The following is a 17,261-nucleotide window of genomic DNA, read 5'->3' on the forward strand; positions in this document are numbered from 1 at the left end:
AGTTATACGACCGGTCAGAAATCGTAACTCACGCTCGTGTAGTAAAACGCGCCTTGAGCCCCTTCCGGCGAGGTGATGCTGTACTTGGGCACGCCATACAACTGCGCGCCTTCAAGCTTGTCCGGGTGGCTGTCGAACAGGTTGATCGCGCCCACGGTGAGCTTCACGCCCTTGGCAAAGCTGTACGACACATCCAGGTCGGTGACCCATTGCGCGCTGAAGGTCTGGTCCAGCGCCGGGTTGGTCGCGTTGCGGTTCTTCCATTCGCCGTAACGGCGCTGCGCCACGTTCAGGCCCCAGTTGCCGTAGCGCCAGTTGGCGCCGAGGGTGAACTTGTTCTCCGGTGTGCCTTCCTCGATCAGGCCTTGCGTATTGCGACCCACGATCTGCGAACCCTTGATGTTGCCGACATCGTGCAGGCCGGTGATTTTGGTGTCGTTCTGGCTGAAGCCGGCGCTCAGGTTGAGGCTGCCGAATTGATTGAGGTCCAGACGGTAGTTACCTGTCAGCTCGATACCGTTGGTGCGGGTGTCGGCCACGTTGGTGTAGAACGCCGCGCTCTGGATGTTGCTGTACTGGGTGCCGGCGAAGATCGGCGCAACCACTGCGCTGGTCAACTGATCCGACAGGGTGATGCGGTTGTCGATTTCGATGCGGTAGGCATCGAGCGTGACCGAGGCGTTTTCCAGCGGCCGCCAGACCAGGCCCAGCGAGAAGCTGGTCGACTCTTCAGGCTTGAGTGCCGCACCGCCCAGCAGGCGCGCTTCGGCGCTGTCGGCGCGCAGCAGGCGTTGCTGCACTTCGACCCAGTTGCCGCTGCCGGCCGGTTGCTCGACCGCCTGCACGCTGAACGACGACAGGCCGCTTTGCACCAGCGACGGGGCGCGATAGCCGGTGCTGGCGGTGGCCCGTGCGGCGATCTGTGGGGTGAAGTCGTAGCGCAGCGACAGCTTGCCGTTGGTGGTGTCGCCAAAGTCCGAATAGTGCTCGGAGCGCACCGCGACGCCGGCCTGGAATTTCTCGGTGACCTGCGCTTCGACATCGACATAGCCGCCGAAGACCTTGCGGTCCAGCGAGGCGGCGTCGACCTGGGTGATGCCCGAGTAATAACCCGGAATGCGCCGCCCGGTGATCGGGTCGACACTGTTGAACAGCGGCCCGTTGGCCCAGCCCTCAGCCTGGCCTGCGCTCAGCTCGTAGTTCTCTTTGCGCCACGCCAGGCCTGCAGAAACGGTCAGCGGTTTGTAGAACAGCGTGTTGTCGAAATCGCGCACCCAGTCGAGGGTCACGTTGGTCTGGTCGATCTCGCGCTGGCCGGTATAGATTTTCGACGGGCTGGCCGCGCCGTAGCTGGCGTTGATCGCGTTGCGGTCGGTCGATTCCAGGGTGTTGTTGCCGTAGTTGACCGCCAGGTCGAACTTGCCCAGTTGCTCGTTCTCGTAACGCAGGCCACCGGTGGCGGCGTAGTCTTCGAGGTTGTAACGGGTAATCGGGATACGGCCGTCCGGGAAACGCGCCAGGGCCACGCTGCCGTAGTTGGCGCTCAGGGTGGTGGGCGGATCGTAGAAGCTTTCGGCATCAGTGTTCTTGTGCCCGTAGCTGGCAAAGCCGTAGGCGGTCAGCGAATCGCTCAGGCTGATTTCGCTGTTGGCGATGAAGTTGTACTGGTCCGAGACATTGCCCGAGCCCCAGCGCCAGTTACGGTAGCCGTTGTTCTGCTCGCGCGCGGTGTTGATGTTGGGGGAGCCTGCGTAAAAGATCCGGTTGTCGTCGCGGGTGTCGTTGGCCGGGTCCTGGCTGCCGGCATCGAAACTCAGGGTCAGGAAGCCGTCGTTGGGCAGGGCGAAGCCTTTCCAGCCGCTGAGCTTGCGTTGCAGGCCGTCGCCCTTGCTGTAGCCGCCAAAGCGATAACCGATGTTGCCGCCGTCGTCGCGCTCCTTGAGCACGATGTTGATCACCCCGGCAATCGCGTCCGAGCCGTACTGCGCGGCGGCGCCGTCACGCAGGATCTCGACGCGCTCGATGGCGCTCAGCGGAATCAGGCTCAAGTCCACGGCCGCCGCACCACGGGCGTTGACCACGCCCTGGCGGGTGACGTTGGCGCTGCTGTGGCGGCGCTTGCCGTTGACCAGCACCAGCACCTGATCGGAGGCCAGCCCGCGCAACGAAGCGCCCTGGGCGATGGAGCCGGCAAACGCGCCTTGCGGCGACTGCGGAAAACTGAACGACGGCGACAGCGCGGTGAGCGCAGTTTGCAGGTCGCTGGCGCCGGTGGTTTGCAGTTGCTCGCCAGACAAGACATCGACAGGCGCTGCGCTTTCCAGCGCGGTGATATCGCTGCGGCGGGTGCCGACCACGACCACGGTGTCCAGTTGGCCGCCCTTGTCGCTGGCCGCCGGTGTCTGGGTTTGTGCAGCCAGCGCCGGCAAGGCGAGGCCGCTGGCAATCAGTGCAATGGCACCGGCCAGTGGGTTGAGACGCAAATTCATGATGAGTCCTTTGCAGATAAAACGGCGGGCGCCTGCGATGCCGTGACCGCAGGCGCGTCGTTGCTTTTTTTAAAAGCTTTAGAAGCGCTGGGTGGCGCTGATGCCGACGGTGCGCGGGTCGCCGTAGACGATCACGTTCTGCCCGGCGGCGCCGTTGGGGCGGCCATGCACCTGGTATTCGCGGTTGGTCAGGTTGTTGGCGAAGCCAGTGACGCTGAGTTTTTCGTCCGGGCTGAACCAGGTCAGGCGCGCATTGGCCAAGGTGTAATGCGGCTGGCTCAACTCTTTGTCGACACTGCTCTGGCGGTCGGCCAGGAAGTATTCCTTGTCACGGAAACTCACGTCGCCGCCGAGCACCAGCTTGCCGCCGACCTGCAACGGAATGGTGTAGTCGCCGCCCAGCGACACCACGTATTTGGGCGAGCGCACGAAGCTGTTGCCGCTGTAGTCGCCGGTGACCGCGCCGGTGCTTGGATTGACGTTCTTGAAGTCGGTGTATTCGGTGTCCAGGTACGACAGCGCCGCCCGCAGGTGCAGGTACTCGGTCGGCTGGCCTTCGAGCTCCAGTTCCGCGCCCTTGACCGTGCCCTTGGCGCCGTTGGTCAGCGCGGTGGTGAGGATGCCGTTGTTGACCGTCAGCAGGTTCACCTGGATATCGGAATAGTCGTAGTAGAAGACGTTGGCGTTGGCGATCAGACGGCCCTTGAGCCACTCCGATTTCAGGCCCAGTTCGTAGGCGTCCAGCTCTTCCGGGTCGACGGTGCTCAACTGCGCCAGGCTGGTCGACAGCCCGGTGTTGAAGCCGCCGGAACGGAAGCCGTGGGCATAACGGGCGAATACCCGCACGTTGTCGTTGATGCGGTATTCCGGCGTGACATCGTAGGTCCAGGCGTCCCAGGTCTTGTCGCGTTCGCTGCTGCCGTTGCTGCCGGCGGCGCCGAGCGGGATCAACGGGCCGGCGGCACTGGCGCGGGTCAACTGCGTCAGGTTCAGGTCGATGTCTTTCTTTTCCTGGGTGTAACGCAGGCCGGTGGTGACAGTGAAATTGTCGGTCACATCGAACGCCACGTTACCGAACAGCGCATAGCTGTCGGTGCTGTGGTCGAAGTTCAGGTCGCGGTACACCGTGGCGCCGGTCTGGTTGGAGCCAGTGCCGTTGGGTGTTGTGCCCGGCGCGATGTTGCGCGTGCCGGAACTGTCGAGGTCTTCGTGGAAGTAATGCGCACCGGCCAGCCAGCGCAGTTGTTCCTGTTGCGGCGAGGCCAGGCGCAGCTCTTGCGAGTACTGGCGGTATTCGTTGTCGCTGCGCGAGGTGCCGTTGACTTCATACCGGGTGTAGTCGCCGTCGCTCACCGACTTGCTGCGAATATTGTCGTAGGCGGTGATCGAGGTCAGGGTGTAATCGCCCAGGTGCCAGTTGAGGGTCAGCGAGGTGCCGTCGTGGTCCAGGCGCGAGCTTTCCTTGACGTTCAGCTCGATGCGCCGGCCTTCGGGGCGCTGGTAGCCAACGTTGTAATAGGTGCCGGTCGGCAGCGAACCGTTGCTGCCATCGCCCTTGTATTCGCGGCTGTGGATTTTCCACAGGGCGTCGAGGTTGTCATTCAACTGCGCGAGAAACTGCACGCGGGCGGCTTTTTTATTCACGTCGCCGTAGGTCTGGTCGGCGGTGACGTTCTTGCTGAAACCGTCGCGCTCTTCGGAATACAGCGACACTCGGGCGGCGAGTTTTTCATCCACCAGCGCGCCACCCAGCGCGCCGCTCAGAATGCGTTCGTTCTTGCTGCCAAAGCCGATGGTGCCGTAGCCGTCGGTGTCGAAACCGGGCTTCTTGGAGATGATATTCACCGCGCCCGCCGTGGTGTTCTTGCCGTACAGAGTGCCTTGCGGGCCACGCAGGATTTCAATGCGCTCCAGGTCGAACAGCGGACCGCCGCCGGCGATCGGCGCGTTCAGGTAAACGTCATCGGCATAGATACCCACCGGGTACACGGTGGCCGCACCGGTGTCGCCGGTGCCCAGGCCACGGATATACCAGCGCGGGCGGCCGTCACCGTCGGGGTTCTTGGCCGCAGCGTTCGGCACGAAAGTGGTGATGTCGCCCATCGAGCGCACGCCGTCGGCGGTGATGCTCGAACCGTTGACCACCGACACCGCGGCAGGAATTTCCTGCACGGTTTCTTCGCGGCGTTGTGCGGTGACCGTGACGGTCTTGAGGGCCGGCGCCTGGTCGGCGTTAGTGCCGGCAGGCTCGGCGGCCCAGGCAGCACCGGTACCGGCGCTGCTCAAGGCCAGGGTCAGCCAGATGCCCTGGGTGATCGGATTGATCTTCAACATGATGAAATCCCCGTAGACGCAAGAAAGACTCGCCGTGATGGCGGCTGCGCATTCTTCTAAGAGTTGGATGCGCTTGATGTTCTACGGGGAGATAGCAGGGTTTATGCCAGATGCTTAAAAAGCTCAGGGCGATGTTTTTTAATTTACAAGCTATTGATATTTAAAGGATTTTTTATTAAAGGATCAGGCTTTTAAAGCGTCCATGAGCCGCCTTGCCGGTCCTGTCGATCAAGCCGGATTTAGCCGTTGCGTCTGCATCGCCACCCGCTGCTGATAGGTTGCTTCTGGAGCAGCAGCGGGGTGTTGAATCCGGTGCAATCGCGATTACACCGCCAGCCGCGACGTGGCGCCGATCACCTTTTCCAGCACGCTGAAATCCACCCAGTCATTGACATTGAAATGCCGCGGAATGAAATTCCAGCGGTACAGGAAATCAGTGAAATCCTGCAGCGCATCGATCGAGCGGCGGTCCAGGGTCGTGCGCAAGCGGCGGTGTGCATCTTCGCCATAAGCGGCGGCCACCCAGTACTCGCTGGTGTTCAGCTCACGCGCCAGGTAACGGCGGGTTTCTTCAGGATTCGCCCAGGCCCACTGCTCGGTGCGCAGCACCACATCGACGATGCGCGTGCAGGCATCGAAGTGGTTGTCGAACAGATGCGAGTCCACGGTCAGCGCCCGTGGTGTGCCGTTGTTGCAGCGGATCAGCGGGTCGGGATGGGAGCCGGTGTCGACCACCACGTGCAGACCGAATTCGTTGGCCAGTTGGGCGGCGTGGGCGCCTTTGAGAAAGATCGCGTCGATGTCGCCACGCAGCAGGCCGATCAGTTCGTTATTGCGTTTGCGGATCACGCCGACATCAAGGCTGACTTCCGATCCATACACATGGTGCTTGCGCTCGTCGCTGTAGGTGCCGCCATACGGGTAATCGACCAGCTCGACATCGGCGACGCTCAGGCCTTCGAGCAGCAGGGCGTTTTCCAGACCGCGCAGGGCCTGGGCGCGGGTGAAGTCGATTTGTACGTTGGCCCATTTCGGCAAGCCGAAGCGGCGGTTCTTCAGGTCGCGAATGGTCTTCACGCCGCTGTCGACGGTGGTCAGGATCAACTGCACCTCGTCGCTCCACGACAGGCCCAGCAAGTGCGTCGGCACGCCGCTGGAATAGGCCCAGATCGCCGGAATGTTGCCGCCGTGGCGGACCGAGTTGGGCAAGTGATGGTCGTAGTGGGCTTCGCGCACCTCGCGCTCGCTGGATTCGCGCAGCGACTGAATGTTCGTGCCGTAAGGCGCAAAAGCCTCGGCCAGACGGCCGGACTGTACGGCGATGCCGAGCCCGGTGGGCACCGGGCTGTGGGTGTACCAGAGGGTTTCGAGTGCTTGGCTCATAAAAGTCCGATCGTGTTCGTTAAAAGGAATCAGCCGGTCAACGTGCCAGGGGCAAGGCTCAGCGCATCCAGGGGACGGGTGTCGATCCAGTCGCGGACATCGAAGCGTTGCTCGATGAATTGCCAGCGCTGAAGGAAATCGGTGAAGTCTTGCAGGCCATCGATCGCCTGCTCGCTGAACCCGGTGTCCAGGCGCAGGTGCGCGTCCTCGCCATAGGCGGCCGTGACCCAGTACTCGCTGCTGTTGACCTCCCACGAGAGAAAACGTCGCGTGTCCTGCGGGTGCTGCCGGGCCCAGCTTTCGGCGCGCAGCACCGAATCGAGAATGCCGGTGGCGACCTCGAAATGATTGTCCAGCAGGTGTTGGTCGACGCTCAAGGTGCGCGGTGTGGCGTTGTTGCTGCGGATCAGCGGCTCGGGGTGCGAGCCGGTATCGATCACCGTGACCAGCGAAAAATCATGCGCCAGTTGTGCGCCATGCGCGCCCTTGAGAAAGATCGCGTCTACCTCGCCGCGCAGCAGGCCGACCAGTTCGGCGTTGCGGGTTTCGGCGCGGTGGCTGGTGATCAGCGTGCCGTCCACCGCCTGGGCCTGGGTGTCGCTGAAGGTGCCACCGTGGACATAGTCGATCAGCTCGACATCACGCACGTCCAGGCCTTCAAGCTTGAGTGCGTTTTCCAGACCGCGCAGGGCCTGGGCGCGGGTGAAGTCGATCTGCGCGTTGCGCCAGTGCGGCAGGCCGAAGCGCCGGCCCTTGAGGTCTTTGACCGTGGTGATGCCGCTGCCGGGACGGGTCAGGATCAACTGCACTTCATCGACCCACGACAGGCCGATCACGCGGGTTTCGCGGCCTTGGGCGCGGGCCCAGATGGCCGGAATGTTGCCGCCGTGGCGCACCGAATTGCGCAAGGTGTGATCGAAGTGCGACTCGCGCACGCTTTGTTCGCTGGACTCGCGGATCGATTGCAGCGCGGTGCCCAGCGGGTCCAGCGCCTCTTTCAGCCAGCCTTTCTGCACCGCCAGGCCAAGGCCGGTGGGCACCGGGCAGCGGGTGTACCAGAGTGTCTCCAGGGGCAGGCTCATGTCGTGGCTCCTGTTGTGTGGGCGGGTGTTGCATGAACGGGGCGCTGTTGTTGCACCAGCGGCAGGACTTCCTGGCCGATGCGCAAGGCTTCTTCAAGGTGTGGGTTGCCGGCCAGGATGAAGGTCGAAAAGCCGGCGTCGCGGTATTCGCTCAGGCGTTCGGCGATCTGTTCGTGGCTGCCGACCAGGCCCACCGTCGGGCCGGGCTTGGCCTTGGCGAAACCGGCCCACAGGTTCGGGCCGATGATCAGGTCTTCGAAGCGGTCGATGTTCTGGTGATAGGCCGTCTGCCGCGCGCCGCCCACCGAGTCACTCTTCGAAGATAAGCCGCGCCCGCCGGCCGCAGGTTTTGCACCGGGCGTATGAAAACGTTCGAACTGGCGGCGCAGGTCGGACCAGGCCAGCGCCTCGGTCTCGCGGGCGAACAGGTCGACACGCAGACCGAAACGCACGCTGCGCCCCTGACGGTCGGCCAGCTCGCGCACCCGCTCGATGTGCGGCGCCAGCTTGTCCACCGGCTCCGCCCAGTTCAGATAGACATCGGCGTGGCGCGCCGCGACGTCCAGTGCGGCATCCGAAAATCCGGAGAAATACACACCCGGCTTGCGCTCGTGTTGCAGCCCCTGAGGCAGGCCACCGTTCTCCAGGCGATAGATTTCGCCTTCATACGAGAAGCGCTCGTTGTGCCACAGGCCGTCGATCACATCGAGAAATTCGCCGGTGCGCTTGTAACGCAGGTCATGTTCGAGAAAGTCGCCCTGGGCGCGCTGGCCGGCCGGACTGCCGCCAGTGATGATGTTCCAGTCCAGACGCCCGTTGCTCAGGTTCTGCAGGATCGCGGCTTGCTGGGCGGCGTAGGCGGGCAGGGTCCAGGTGGCCTGGAAGGCGACCAGAAAACGAATGCGCCGGGTCTCGCGCGCCAGCGCCGCCGCGACGATCCACGGTTCCGGGCCGGTGGGCAGCAGCGCGCCCTCAAAGCCCACCAATTCTGCGGCCTTGGCCACCTGAGCGATGTAGTCGATATAGCCGAAACCGTCGGGCGAACCATTGGCCAGCCGGCCGGGGGCGATATTGCCGGGACGATGACGCGGGTTGCCGCGGTTATGGTTGTCGGTGCTCAGTTGCGGGCCGTCGGTACCCAATGGCAGACGCCAGAAAAATTCAGTGCTCATAGGGGTTCTCGGTTAGAAACGCTCGATTCGTCGCGGCTTGTGCAAGCAGCAGCAACCGCCATGCCACGGTGGGGTTAATATGCAAAAAAGCATTGTTTTCGCTGTTTTATGAACAATTTCGTGCATGTCTCTCATCCCTGTTGCCTCCTGAGCAGCACTGCGACAGCAATGCTGCTGATCACACAGCCGTGTGCGATGTAAGGTTTTTGCGTTCAGCCGGGGGTCAATTCCTCGGCCGCCGGCGTGGCGACGATTTCATCGATCGAGCTGGCCGAGCTGCGTTGCCAGGTGCGATAGAGCATGGCGTACGGGCCGTCCTGCTCGATCAGTTGCCGGTGCGGGCCGAGTTCGACCAGTTGGCCTTCGCGGATCACCGCGATGCGGTCGGCATCGCGAATGGTTGCCAGGCGGTGGGCGATGATGATCGCCGTGCGGCCCAGGCACAGCCGGCGCAGGGCTTTCTGGATGCGCCGCTCGGTATGCACATCCACCGCCGAGGTGGCTTCATCGAGTACCAGCACCACTGGGTCCGCCAGATAGGCACGCACCAGGCAAACCAGTTGCCGCTGACCGTGACTGAGGTGCGCGCCCAGCGGGCCGACCTCGGTCCGGTACTGATGCGGCAGGCGTTCCAGCACCTCGTCGGCGCCCAGCTCACGGGCCGCGGCGATCAATGTCTCGTCGTCGGCGTGCGGCGCGGCCATGCGCAGGTTGTCGAGGATGCTGCCGCTGAACAGCACGTTGTCTTGCAGCACCACCGCCACATTACGGCGCAAGTCATGCTGGGCCACCTCGCGTACATCCAGGCCATCGAGGCGCACCGCGCCGCCCTGCACGTCGTAGAAGCGCGTCAGCAGTTGCACCAGCGTGCTCTTGCCATGCCCGGACGGGCCGACGATCGCCAGCACCTCGCCGGCCTCGATCACCAGGTTCAACTGGTTGATCACCGGTCGTGCGGCGTTGGGGTTGTAGGCAAAGCGCACGTCTTCGAAGGTCACCTGGCCACGCGCCTTGCCCAGCGCGCGCGGCTGCGCCAGGTCGGTGACCTGCGGCGCGGTGTCGAGCAGCAGGAAGATGCGCTGCGCCGAAGCAGAGCCGGTGGCGTAGCGCTCGAACAGGTCCGACAGCTCTTGCAGCGGACCCAGAAACAGCATCACGTAGAACAGGCTTTCGGCAACCTGGCCGACGGTCACGCTGCCGTGCGCCAGGCCATGCGCGCCGACCAGCAACAGCACGGCCATGGCCGCAGCGGCCAGCAGCGCGGTGAAGGGTGCGAACCAGCCCGAGCGCAGGCTGCCGCGAATCAGCGACCAGTTGAAGTCGTCGAGCAGTTGCCGGTAACGGCGCAGGTTGGGTTTCTGGCGCACGCACTGTTGCAGCATGCGCGCACCACCAACGCTTTCAACCAGGTGCGCGGTAAAGCGGCTGCGGTTCTCGGCCACCGTGGCCCAGTTGCGCTGCGAGATGCGCTTGAACGCCCAGGTGGCGATAAACAGCAGCGGCACCGCACCGGCCAGGCTGAGCAGAAACAACGGCGAAATCAGCCACAGCATCACCGCCGCCACGCTGCACCGCAGCAACGCGCCGAGCAGTTCCGGCGGGCCCTGGATCACCAGCGGCTCAAGGCTGTCGACATCGCGGTCGACCCGGGAAATGATCCGCCCGGCCTTGGTCCGGTCGAAATAGCCGACGCTCAGCGCCTGCACATGGGCGAACACCCGCACGCGCAAGTCGTTGAGCACCCGGATGGCCGCGTGGCCTGCGATGTATTGCGAAACCCCGGCCAGGGCAAAGCGCGCCACCCAACTGAGCGCCAGGCCTGCGCCCAGCCAGCCGACCAGGATCATGTCGGCGATCCACTGGCCGTCCTGCTGAATCAGCCCGCGATCGAGCAGTTCACGCACGAACCACGGGCGCAGGAACACGGTGAACACCAGCAACAGCTCCAGGGCGATGACCAGCGCGATCGAGGTGCGGATTGGCCGCAGCAACGGCAGCAGGCGGCTGAACATGCTGCGGTCCAGGGCTTTTTTGGCCAGCAACTCTTCGATTTCGATGTCGCTCAGGGCCTGTTGGCCCCGCAATGGCTTAGCCATGTTCGATCCCCAGCAGGTCGCGGTAATGCGGGTTGCGGTGCAGCAGTTCTTCATGGCGGCCGCTGTCGGCGATGTGTCCGCCTTCGAGCATCAACACCCGGTCAGCCAGCAAAATGGTCGACAGCTTGCTGGAGATGACCAGCAGCGTCGTGACCCGCCCGTGGCTGTGCGGCAACTGGCGGATGTTGTCCAGCACGCGGCGTTCGCTGATCGCGTCCAGCGCGCTGGTGGCATCGTCCAGGCACAGAATGTCGGGGCGGGCGAGCAGGGCGCGGGCCAGGTTCAGGCGCTGGCGCTGGCCGCCCGATAACGTCACGCCCTTGTCGCCCAGCGGGGTTTGCAGGCCTTGCGGCAAGCGCTCCAGCACATCCTCGGCCGAGGCCATGCGCAGCGCCTCCAGCAGTTCGTCGTCGCTGGCGTTCGGCGCGCCGAGGCGCAGGTTGGCGGCCAGCGTGTCGGAAAACAGAAAGCTCTCTTGCGGCACCACATGCACCCGCTGGCGCAGCGGGTCGAGTTGCAGGTCGCGCACGTCCTGCCAGCCGGTTTCGCTGGAACCGACCAGCACGCGGCCTTCATTGACGTCGACCAGGCGCGGCAACAGGCTGGCCAGCAAACTCTTGCCAGTGCCGGTGGCGCCGACCAGCGCGACGATTTCGCCGGGGTGCAGGGTCAGCGAGCAGTCGCGCAAGATTGAACGCCCGCCGCCCGGCGCCTTGATCACCACCTGCTCAAGCTTCAGGCCCAGCGGGCTGTCGGGCAGGCTACCGCTGGCGCCGGTGATCGCCGGTTGCTCGTCGAGCAACTGCCAGATGCGTTCGGCTGAGGAGCGGGCATCGGCGAAGGTCTGCATCACCCGGCCGATGCCTTCGATACGAAACACCAGCGTGGTGACGATCAACAAGGCCGCGACCAGCTCACCGACATTCACCTGGCCGGTGCTGACCAGGTGCGCGCCGTAGACCAGAATCCACACATGACTGAGCGCGACCACCGCCTGCGGCAACGGAATGCGCGAACTGGCATAAGCCAGCGCCTGACGCGCGTGCACGGTAAACGCGGTGACCTGATGGGCGAAGCTGTCGATGCGCCGCTGTTCCAGCGCAAACGACTTGATCACCCGCACGCCGCTGATGCCCTCGCTCAGGTCCTGATTGACCCGGTCGTAAGCGGCGCCCACGGCGCGGTCGAGGCTGACCAGGTGTTCGGTCTGCAAGACGAAAATCCCCAGCCCCACCAGCGTCAGCAACAACGGCACCAGGCCCAGCAGCGGGTCGTACCAGCTCAGCAGGCCCACCGCCGCCAGCACCACCAGCGGGGTGTCGAGCACCTGCCGCCAGAAGTTGATCAGCGCATCGCGAACCTTGTCGGCGTCGCGCGTGGTACGGGTGATCATCTCGCCCATGCCGTGCTGCCAGTGATAGCCCAGGTGCAGGTTCTGCACCTGGGCCAGAATGCGCTCGCGCAGGCGCGTCAGCAGTTCCTGGCTGAGCACCAGCGCCAGCACCCCGGCGGCGTATTGCACGACACCGCGCGCCAGCGCGACACCGACGATCAGCCACAGCCAGTGCCAGGCCAGCGAATCGTTGAAACTGCCGTCGTCGAGGTGCACCACGGCGCGCCCGGCGTTGACATCGTTGATGGCATGGCCGACCAGCCATTGCTGCCAGACCAGGCCTATGTTGACGCAAATGAACAACGCAGCGGTCAGCCCGAAACGCCATGGCATTTCACGGTAGATGGCCAGGCTGCGCAGCAGTGGGTGTTTGTTGATCACATGAAAAACTCAAGGTGTTCGATGGAAATGGCGCAACAGATGCCGCATAGGAGCCATACCGATCGGCAAGACAACTCGATCATTGTGGGAGGGGGCTCTGCCCGCGACAGGGCCATTGAAACCTGCACATTTGCAGCGCCTGTTCCTCAGTCATCGCGGGCAGAGCCCCCTCCCACAGGTATGGTGGTTGGCTCAGGATTTGCGGCTGGCGCCTTCGGCCTGCTTGGCGTTGAGGATGGCGGTGTATTCGCCTGGATCGATGCCGTTCAGGTAGTAGTTGCCCACGTGGTGCAGGCGCCAGCGGATCGGGTCGTGGGTGGTGTGCACCCGCGCGTTGCGCCAGAAGCGGTCCAGGTTCCATTTGCTCAAGGTCGAGCTGGCGCCCAGCAACGAGAAAATGTCGCTCGAGATCTTCAGCGACGCGCCGTCCGAATGCGCCCGCGCCGTGGCCACCGACAGAATCAGTTCGTCTTGCAGCTCCTTGTTGTCCGGGTCGAGGTTGTGCCGGTCGAACACCTGCGCCGCTTCGCGCAGCAAGGACTCGGCGGCGCGCAGGGCCACGGCGTATTCGCCGATCTGCTTGATGATGTGCGGCTCTTCATTGGCGCGCTCGACGTTGCTTTCCACCCACGGCCGGGCGTTGTGTTTCAGGTACTCGACGGCAGCCGTCAGGGCACCGGAGGCGATACCGGTGTCGATGGCCGCGTGCAGAATCTGCGGGAAGGTCAGGCCGGTGCGCTTCATCGGGCCTTCGCGGCGGGCAATGTAGTCTTCGTCCAGCTCGATATTGTCGAAGATCACCGTGCCGCTGACCGAGTTGTTCTGGCCGAACGCTTCCCAGTCGTCGACCAGGGTCAGGCCGGGTGTGTTGCGGTTGAGCAGTACGCCGGCGCCACCGGTGTCGCTGGCGGCGGTCAGCGAGATCCATTCGGCCAGGTAAGAGCCGGTGGAGTAGAACTTGCTGCCGTTGAGCACCAGCTTGCCGTCTTCCCGGCGCTCGACCCGGGTTTTAAGAGCAAACTTATTCTTGCCGCCGACTTCCGCCAGCGCATTGCCAAAGCGTTTGCCGGCCAATACGTCGCTGATCAGCCGGTCGCGCACCGCCTCGCTGTAGCCGGTGAAAATGCCGCGCAGCATCACGTTATGAATCTGCAACAACTGACCGACGCCGCCGTCGGCCACCGAAATCAGGCGCACGGTTTCAACGATGGTCTGCACCGACGCGCCCAGGCCGCCGAACTCTTTCGGCACGCCAATCGCGGTCAGGCCGCTTTGCGACAGCAGCTCGGCCTGACGCCACGGCAGGGTGTTGTTATTGGCCGGGTCCGCCGCCAGCCGGGCGATTTCCACGGCGACCTCTTTGGCAGTAGCAATGGCCTGCGCTTCGCTGTGCAGGCGCTGGGCCAATTGTTCGATGGGCGGATTGTTGTGGGCCGTACTCATGACTTCACCTTCTTGCTGATTCTGGAATGTCCCGGCAACCGTTTGCGGTCGTACCGGTTATTAAATGCAATGCCCGTAGGAGCGGCTTTAGCCGCGAATGGCGGCGCAACCGTTCCCGGCTAAAGCCAGTCCTGCAGGGGGTTGAGCAAGTTCTGCGCCAGTGTTCCGTGCGGCGCGCCGAGCCTTCTGTTTCGCGGCTTTCAGGGCGGGGGTGAGGTTTTCTGCAAGAGGGGTGTTGCTGGAGCAGCACTCCGCGGCAAGCGATTGCTGATCTGCCAGCAGTCGCGCTGCAGCGTTGCTGGCAGATCAGCAATTCACCCTGCCTTGTAAGCACCGTTTTTGTTTTTATCCTTATAAATCAAGGGTTTGAATATTTGGCATGAGCGTTGCGTTAGCACAGTCATAGGCCAGCCATCCTGGCCCCGACCGAACACCTGGAGCTTTCCATGACTCACGCTGCAACGCTGCCCAACACGGCGCCCGGCCAGGCCGACGCGCTGGAGCAAATCTGGTTCACCCGCTGCCCGGTGCCGACCGCCTCGGGGCTGGCGTACCAACTTGGCTGGCTGGGCGAAGAATTCGCCGCCGATGGCCTGCCGGTTTCGACCCTGCAAGAAGCCAGACAACTGGGCCGTCATCACTACGATCACGACCTGCCCGGCCTGTTTCGCGAAGGCGGCAACGTCCCGGCTCTGGCGGCTCGCGCTGCCGGAGCGCCGAGCCGGCTGATCGGCCTGACCTGGATCGAAGAGTGGCAAACCATTCTGGTCCGTCCCGACTCCGGCATCCGCAGCGCGCAAGACCTCAAAGGCAAGCGCCTGGCCTTGCCGGCCTGGGGCGAGAACCGTCCGGGCAGCATCGCCCGCGCCATGAGCCTGCACGGCTACAAGGGCGCGCTGTCGCTGGCCGGTTTGAGCTTCGACGATGTCGAGCTGGTCGAGGTCGCGCTGCAATCGCAAGGCGATGCCGCCACCCCGCAACTGGGCCTGCAACGCCTGTGGTCGGGCCTGGATTACCTGGTGCGCGGCGAAGTCGATGCGGTGTATGTCAAAGGCGCCTCGGCGGCCGATGCCGCGCAGCGTCTGGGCCTTGTCGTCGGTATCGACCTGGACCAGATTACCGATCCGCGCTACCGCATCAACAACGGCACGCCACGGCCGATCACCGTGCATCAAAGCCTGCTCGACAATCACTTCGATGTGGTGGTGCGCTTTCTGGCGCAAACCCTGCGCGCCGCCGAATGGGCCGCCGGCAACCGCGAGGCGCTCAACCGCATTCTCGAAGAAGAAACCAAGGCCGGCAGCGCCGGTGTGGCTCAAGCCTATCGCGGCGACTTCCACACCACCCTGGCGCCGGACCTCTCGGCCCAGCGCCTGGCATTTCTCGACGTACAGAAAAAATTCCTGCACCTGCACGGCTTTCTCGAACGCGACTTCGACATTGCCGGCTGGGTCGATCACGCCCCTCTCAACGCCGCCCATGAACTGTTGGCCAAGCGCCGCGCCTGACTCCGGAGAATTTGCACATGACCACTGCTACCGCTGAACGCAGCCTCACCGCTGAACAACACGCCTTCGTCGACAACGTGATCCTGGAAGCCGAGCAGGCGTTCACCGTGTTCCGCGAAACCAACACCATCACCGCTAATGGCACGGTGGGCTTTATCGAGCGCATTCCGGGCACCGAGCTGCTGGTGTCGGTCAACTACCCAGGCCCGTGGAACTACCGCAAGCCGCTGACCGCCACGGTCACCGACTTTGACGGCAACGTGATTCACGGCAAGGGTCGCGGCGGTCCGGGGCGCTACACCAAGCTGTTCCAGCAACACGCCGACGTCACCACCATTTCTCACGTGCACTCGCCGTACCTCGGCGCCTGGGCGCAAACCCAGCGCACCCTGCCGTTCAACTATGTGCCGGTGCAGCGCTTCCAGCTGGCGCGCGAACTGCCGGTGTACGTCGACCGTCGCCAGCAGGAAGTCGACTTCATCATCGACAGCCTTGCGAAAAACCCCTTCACCCCGGCGATCCTCGAAGCCAACGGCGGCGCCACCGTGTGGGGCAAGAAAGGCCTGCGCGACCTGGCCGAATTCATCGTGTTGCTGGAAGAGGGCGCGCAGATCCAGTTGCTCGCCGAAGCCATCGGCGGCTCGCGTGCCTTCGGTCCTGGCGTGCTGACCCAGCAATGGAAGATGAGCGGCCTGTTCGAACAAGCCACTGCCCTGAACCTGGTACCGGCCATCGACCGCCGCGACTGATCGACTGCGCGTATTACAAGGACTGCAACCATGGCCGTGAAAATTCTCTGGTACCTCACCACCCCCGACGGGCCGTACCCGTGGGAGCCCGAAGGGCGCTGGCACACCGATTTCGAACACCTCAAGCAACTGGCCGTGGCCAGCGACCGCCTGGGTTACTACGGCTCGTTGCTGGGGTCGAGCCCCAACGAAAGCCTGGCGGTTGCCGCCTCGCTGATCGACGCCACCAAGCGCCTGCGCTTTCTGGTGGCGCAACACCCCGGCGAGCTGTCGCCTGCGGTGTTGGCCAAGTGGGCGCTGACCTTCGATCAGTTCTCCAACGGTCGCTTGCTGTTCAACGTGGTCAACGGCAATGACGCGGGCCTGGCGACGCTGGGCGTGCATTACCCGCACGACGAGCGTTATGACTTCAGCCTCGAATACTGGAAGGCGTTCAAGAGCATTTATGCCGGCGAAACCCAGGGCTACGACGGCAAGTACGTCAACCTCGCGCCGCGCCCGGCGGCCGCCGCTGGTCATCCATTGGGCGGCTGGCATGCGCCGTTGCAAAAGCCGGGCATCCCGCTGTGGGGCGCCGGCACCTCGGGTCCTGGCGTGGCGCATTCGGTGCAGTTGCTCGATGTGTACCTGAGCTTTGCCAACACCCCGCCGAAACTGGGCGAGAAATTCCGTCGCGTGGCGGCGGAAGCGGCGAAGATCGGCCGCGAGCTGACCTTCGGTACGCGCCTGCAAATCATCGTCCGCGAGACCGAAGAGGAGGCCTGGGCGCACGCCGAAAAACTGCTGCAACGCACCTCGCTGCAAACCGCACTGAATGCCGTGCAGCGGCAGTTGCCGCCGGGCGAAACCCTGGAAACCTTCCACAGTGACGACCCGCAGATCCAGCGCAATATCGAGACCCTGCGCAGCGGCAAACTGCCCAAGGCCCGCGATCTGGAGATCTACCCCAACGTCTGGGTCGGCCCGAGCCTGTTCGGCTTCAACATTCTGGGTCCGGCGGCCGGCACCTATCTGGTCGGCAGCGCCGAACAGGTCGCCGAGCGGATTCGCGAATACGAAAGCCAGGGCACCTCGGCGTTCATCCTCTCCGGCTTTCCGCTGATCGACGAAGCCCACCGCGTCGCCGACCTGCTGCTGCCGTTGCTGGACCTGGACCACGGCTTCGACGTGCCGTCGCTGGGCGTTGCCAAGCGTGTCGCCGAGGCCCCGGTCCCGGCCTGAGAAAAAACAA

General features: G+C 63.9%; 11 protein-coding genes. 3 read left to right on the top strand and 8 right to left on the bottom strand.

What is annotated here, in order from left to right:
- Positions 1-14: 14 nt before the first annotated feature.
- From ACYAS9_RS15705 to ACYAS9_RS15740, 8 genes are all read right to left on the bottom strand, one after another.
- Positions 15-2,489, bottom strand: a complete 2,475-nt coding sequence (locus tag ACYAS9_RS15705) for a TonB-dependent receptor plug domain-containing protein (RefSeq protein WP_463569193.1) — start codon at positions 2,487-2,489, stop codon at positions 15-17.
- A 78-nt stretch (positions 2,490-2,567) separates the two neighbouring features.
- Positions 2,568-4,823 carry a TonB-dependent receptor gene (locus ACYAS9_RS15710; protein ID WP_463569194.1) on the bottom strand — a complete coding sequence of 752 codons (2,256 nt, stop codon included), beginning with the start codon at positions 4,821-4,823 and terminating at the stop codon, positions 2,568-2,570.
- Between the two features lie 324 nt (positions 4,824-5,147).
- The gene (locus tag ACYAS9_RS15715) at positions 5,148-6,206 is read right to left on the bottom strand and encodes an ABC transporter substrate-binding protein (RefSeq protein ID WP_463569195.1); all 1,059 of its coding nucleotides are present in this window, start codon (positions 6,204-6,206) and stop codon (positions 5,148-5,150) included.
- 29 nt (positions 6,207-6,235) lie between these two features.
- A complete protein-coding gene (locus tag ACYAS9_RS15720) occupies positions 6,236-7,288 on the bottom strand; it encodes an ABC transporter substrate-binding protein (protein WP_463569196.1) in 1,053 nt (350 codons plus the stop codon).
- Entirely contained in the window at positions 7,285-8,460 is a 1,176-nt protein-coding gene (locus ACYAS9_RS15725) for an LLM class flavin-dependent oxidoreductase (protein ID WP_463569197.1), read from the bottom strand. Before ACYAS9_RS15725 ends, ACYAS9_RS15720 begins: the two co-directional genes overlap by 4 nt.
- Positions 8,461-8,672: 212 nt before the next feature.
- The gene (locus ACYAS9_RS15730) at positions 8,673-10,556 is read right to left on the bottom strand and encodes an ABC transporter ATP-binding protein (protein ID WP_463569198.1); all 1,884 of its coding nucleotides are present in this window, start codon (positions 10,554-10,556) and stop codon (positions 8,673-8,675) included.
- Positions 10,549-12,330: an ABC transporter ATP-binding protein gene (locus ACYAS9_RS15735; RefSeq protein ID WP_463569199.1), complete on the bottom strand. Its 1,782-nt coding sequence runs from the start codon at positions 12,328-12,330 to the stop codon at positions 10,549-10,551. The genes ACYAS9_RS15730 and ACYAS9_RS15735 overlap by 8 nt, the downstream gene beginning before the upstream one ends.
- Positions 12,331-12,522: 192 nt before the next feature.
- Positions 12,523-13,773 carry an acyl-CoA dehydrogenase family protein gene (locus ACYAS9_RS15740; RefSeq protein WP_463569200.1) on the bottom strand — a complete coding sequence of 417 codons (1,251 nt, stop codon included), beginning with the start codon at positions 13,771-13,773 and terminating at the stop codon, positions 12,523-12,525.
- Positions 13,774-14,219: 446 nt separating this feature from the next.
- Here ACYAS9_RS15740 and ACYAS9_RS15745 point away from each other — a divergent pair, with 446 nt between their 5' ends.
- The 3 genes from ACYAS9_RS15745 to ACYAS9_RS15755 are packed head-to-tail and all read left to right on the top strand — an operon-like array spanning position 14,220 to position 17,251.
- The gene (locus ACYAS9_RS15745) at positions 14,220-15,281 is read left to right on the top strand and encodes an ABC transporter substrate-binding protein (protein WP_463569201.1); all 1,062 of its coding nucleotides are present in this window, start codon (positions 14,220-14,222) and stop codon (positions 15,279-15,281) included.
- Positions 15,282-15,298: 17 nt separating this feature from the next.
- A complete protein-coding gene (locus tag ACYAS9_RS15750; protein WP_463569202.1) occupies positions 15,299-16,030 on the top strand; it encodes a class II aldolase/adducin family protein in 732 nt (243 codons plus the stop codon).
- A 30-nt stretch (positions 16,031-16,060) separates the two neighbouring features.
- Complete coding sequence (locus ACYAS9_RS15755; RefSeq protein WP_463569203.1) at positions 16,061-17,251, top strand: LLM class flavin-dependent oxidoreductase; 1,191 nt, start codon at positions 16,061-16,063, stop codon at positions 17,249-17,251.
- Positions 17,252-17,261 lie beyond the last annotated feature (10 nt).

The organism is Pseudomonas sp. HP_08, from assembly GCF_055284095.1.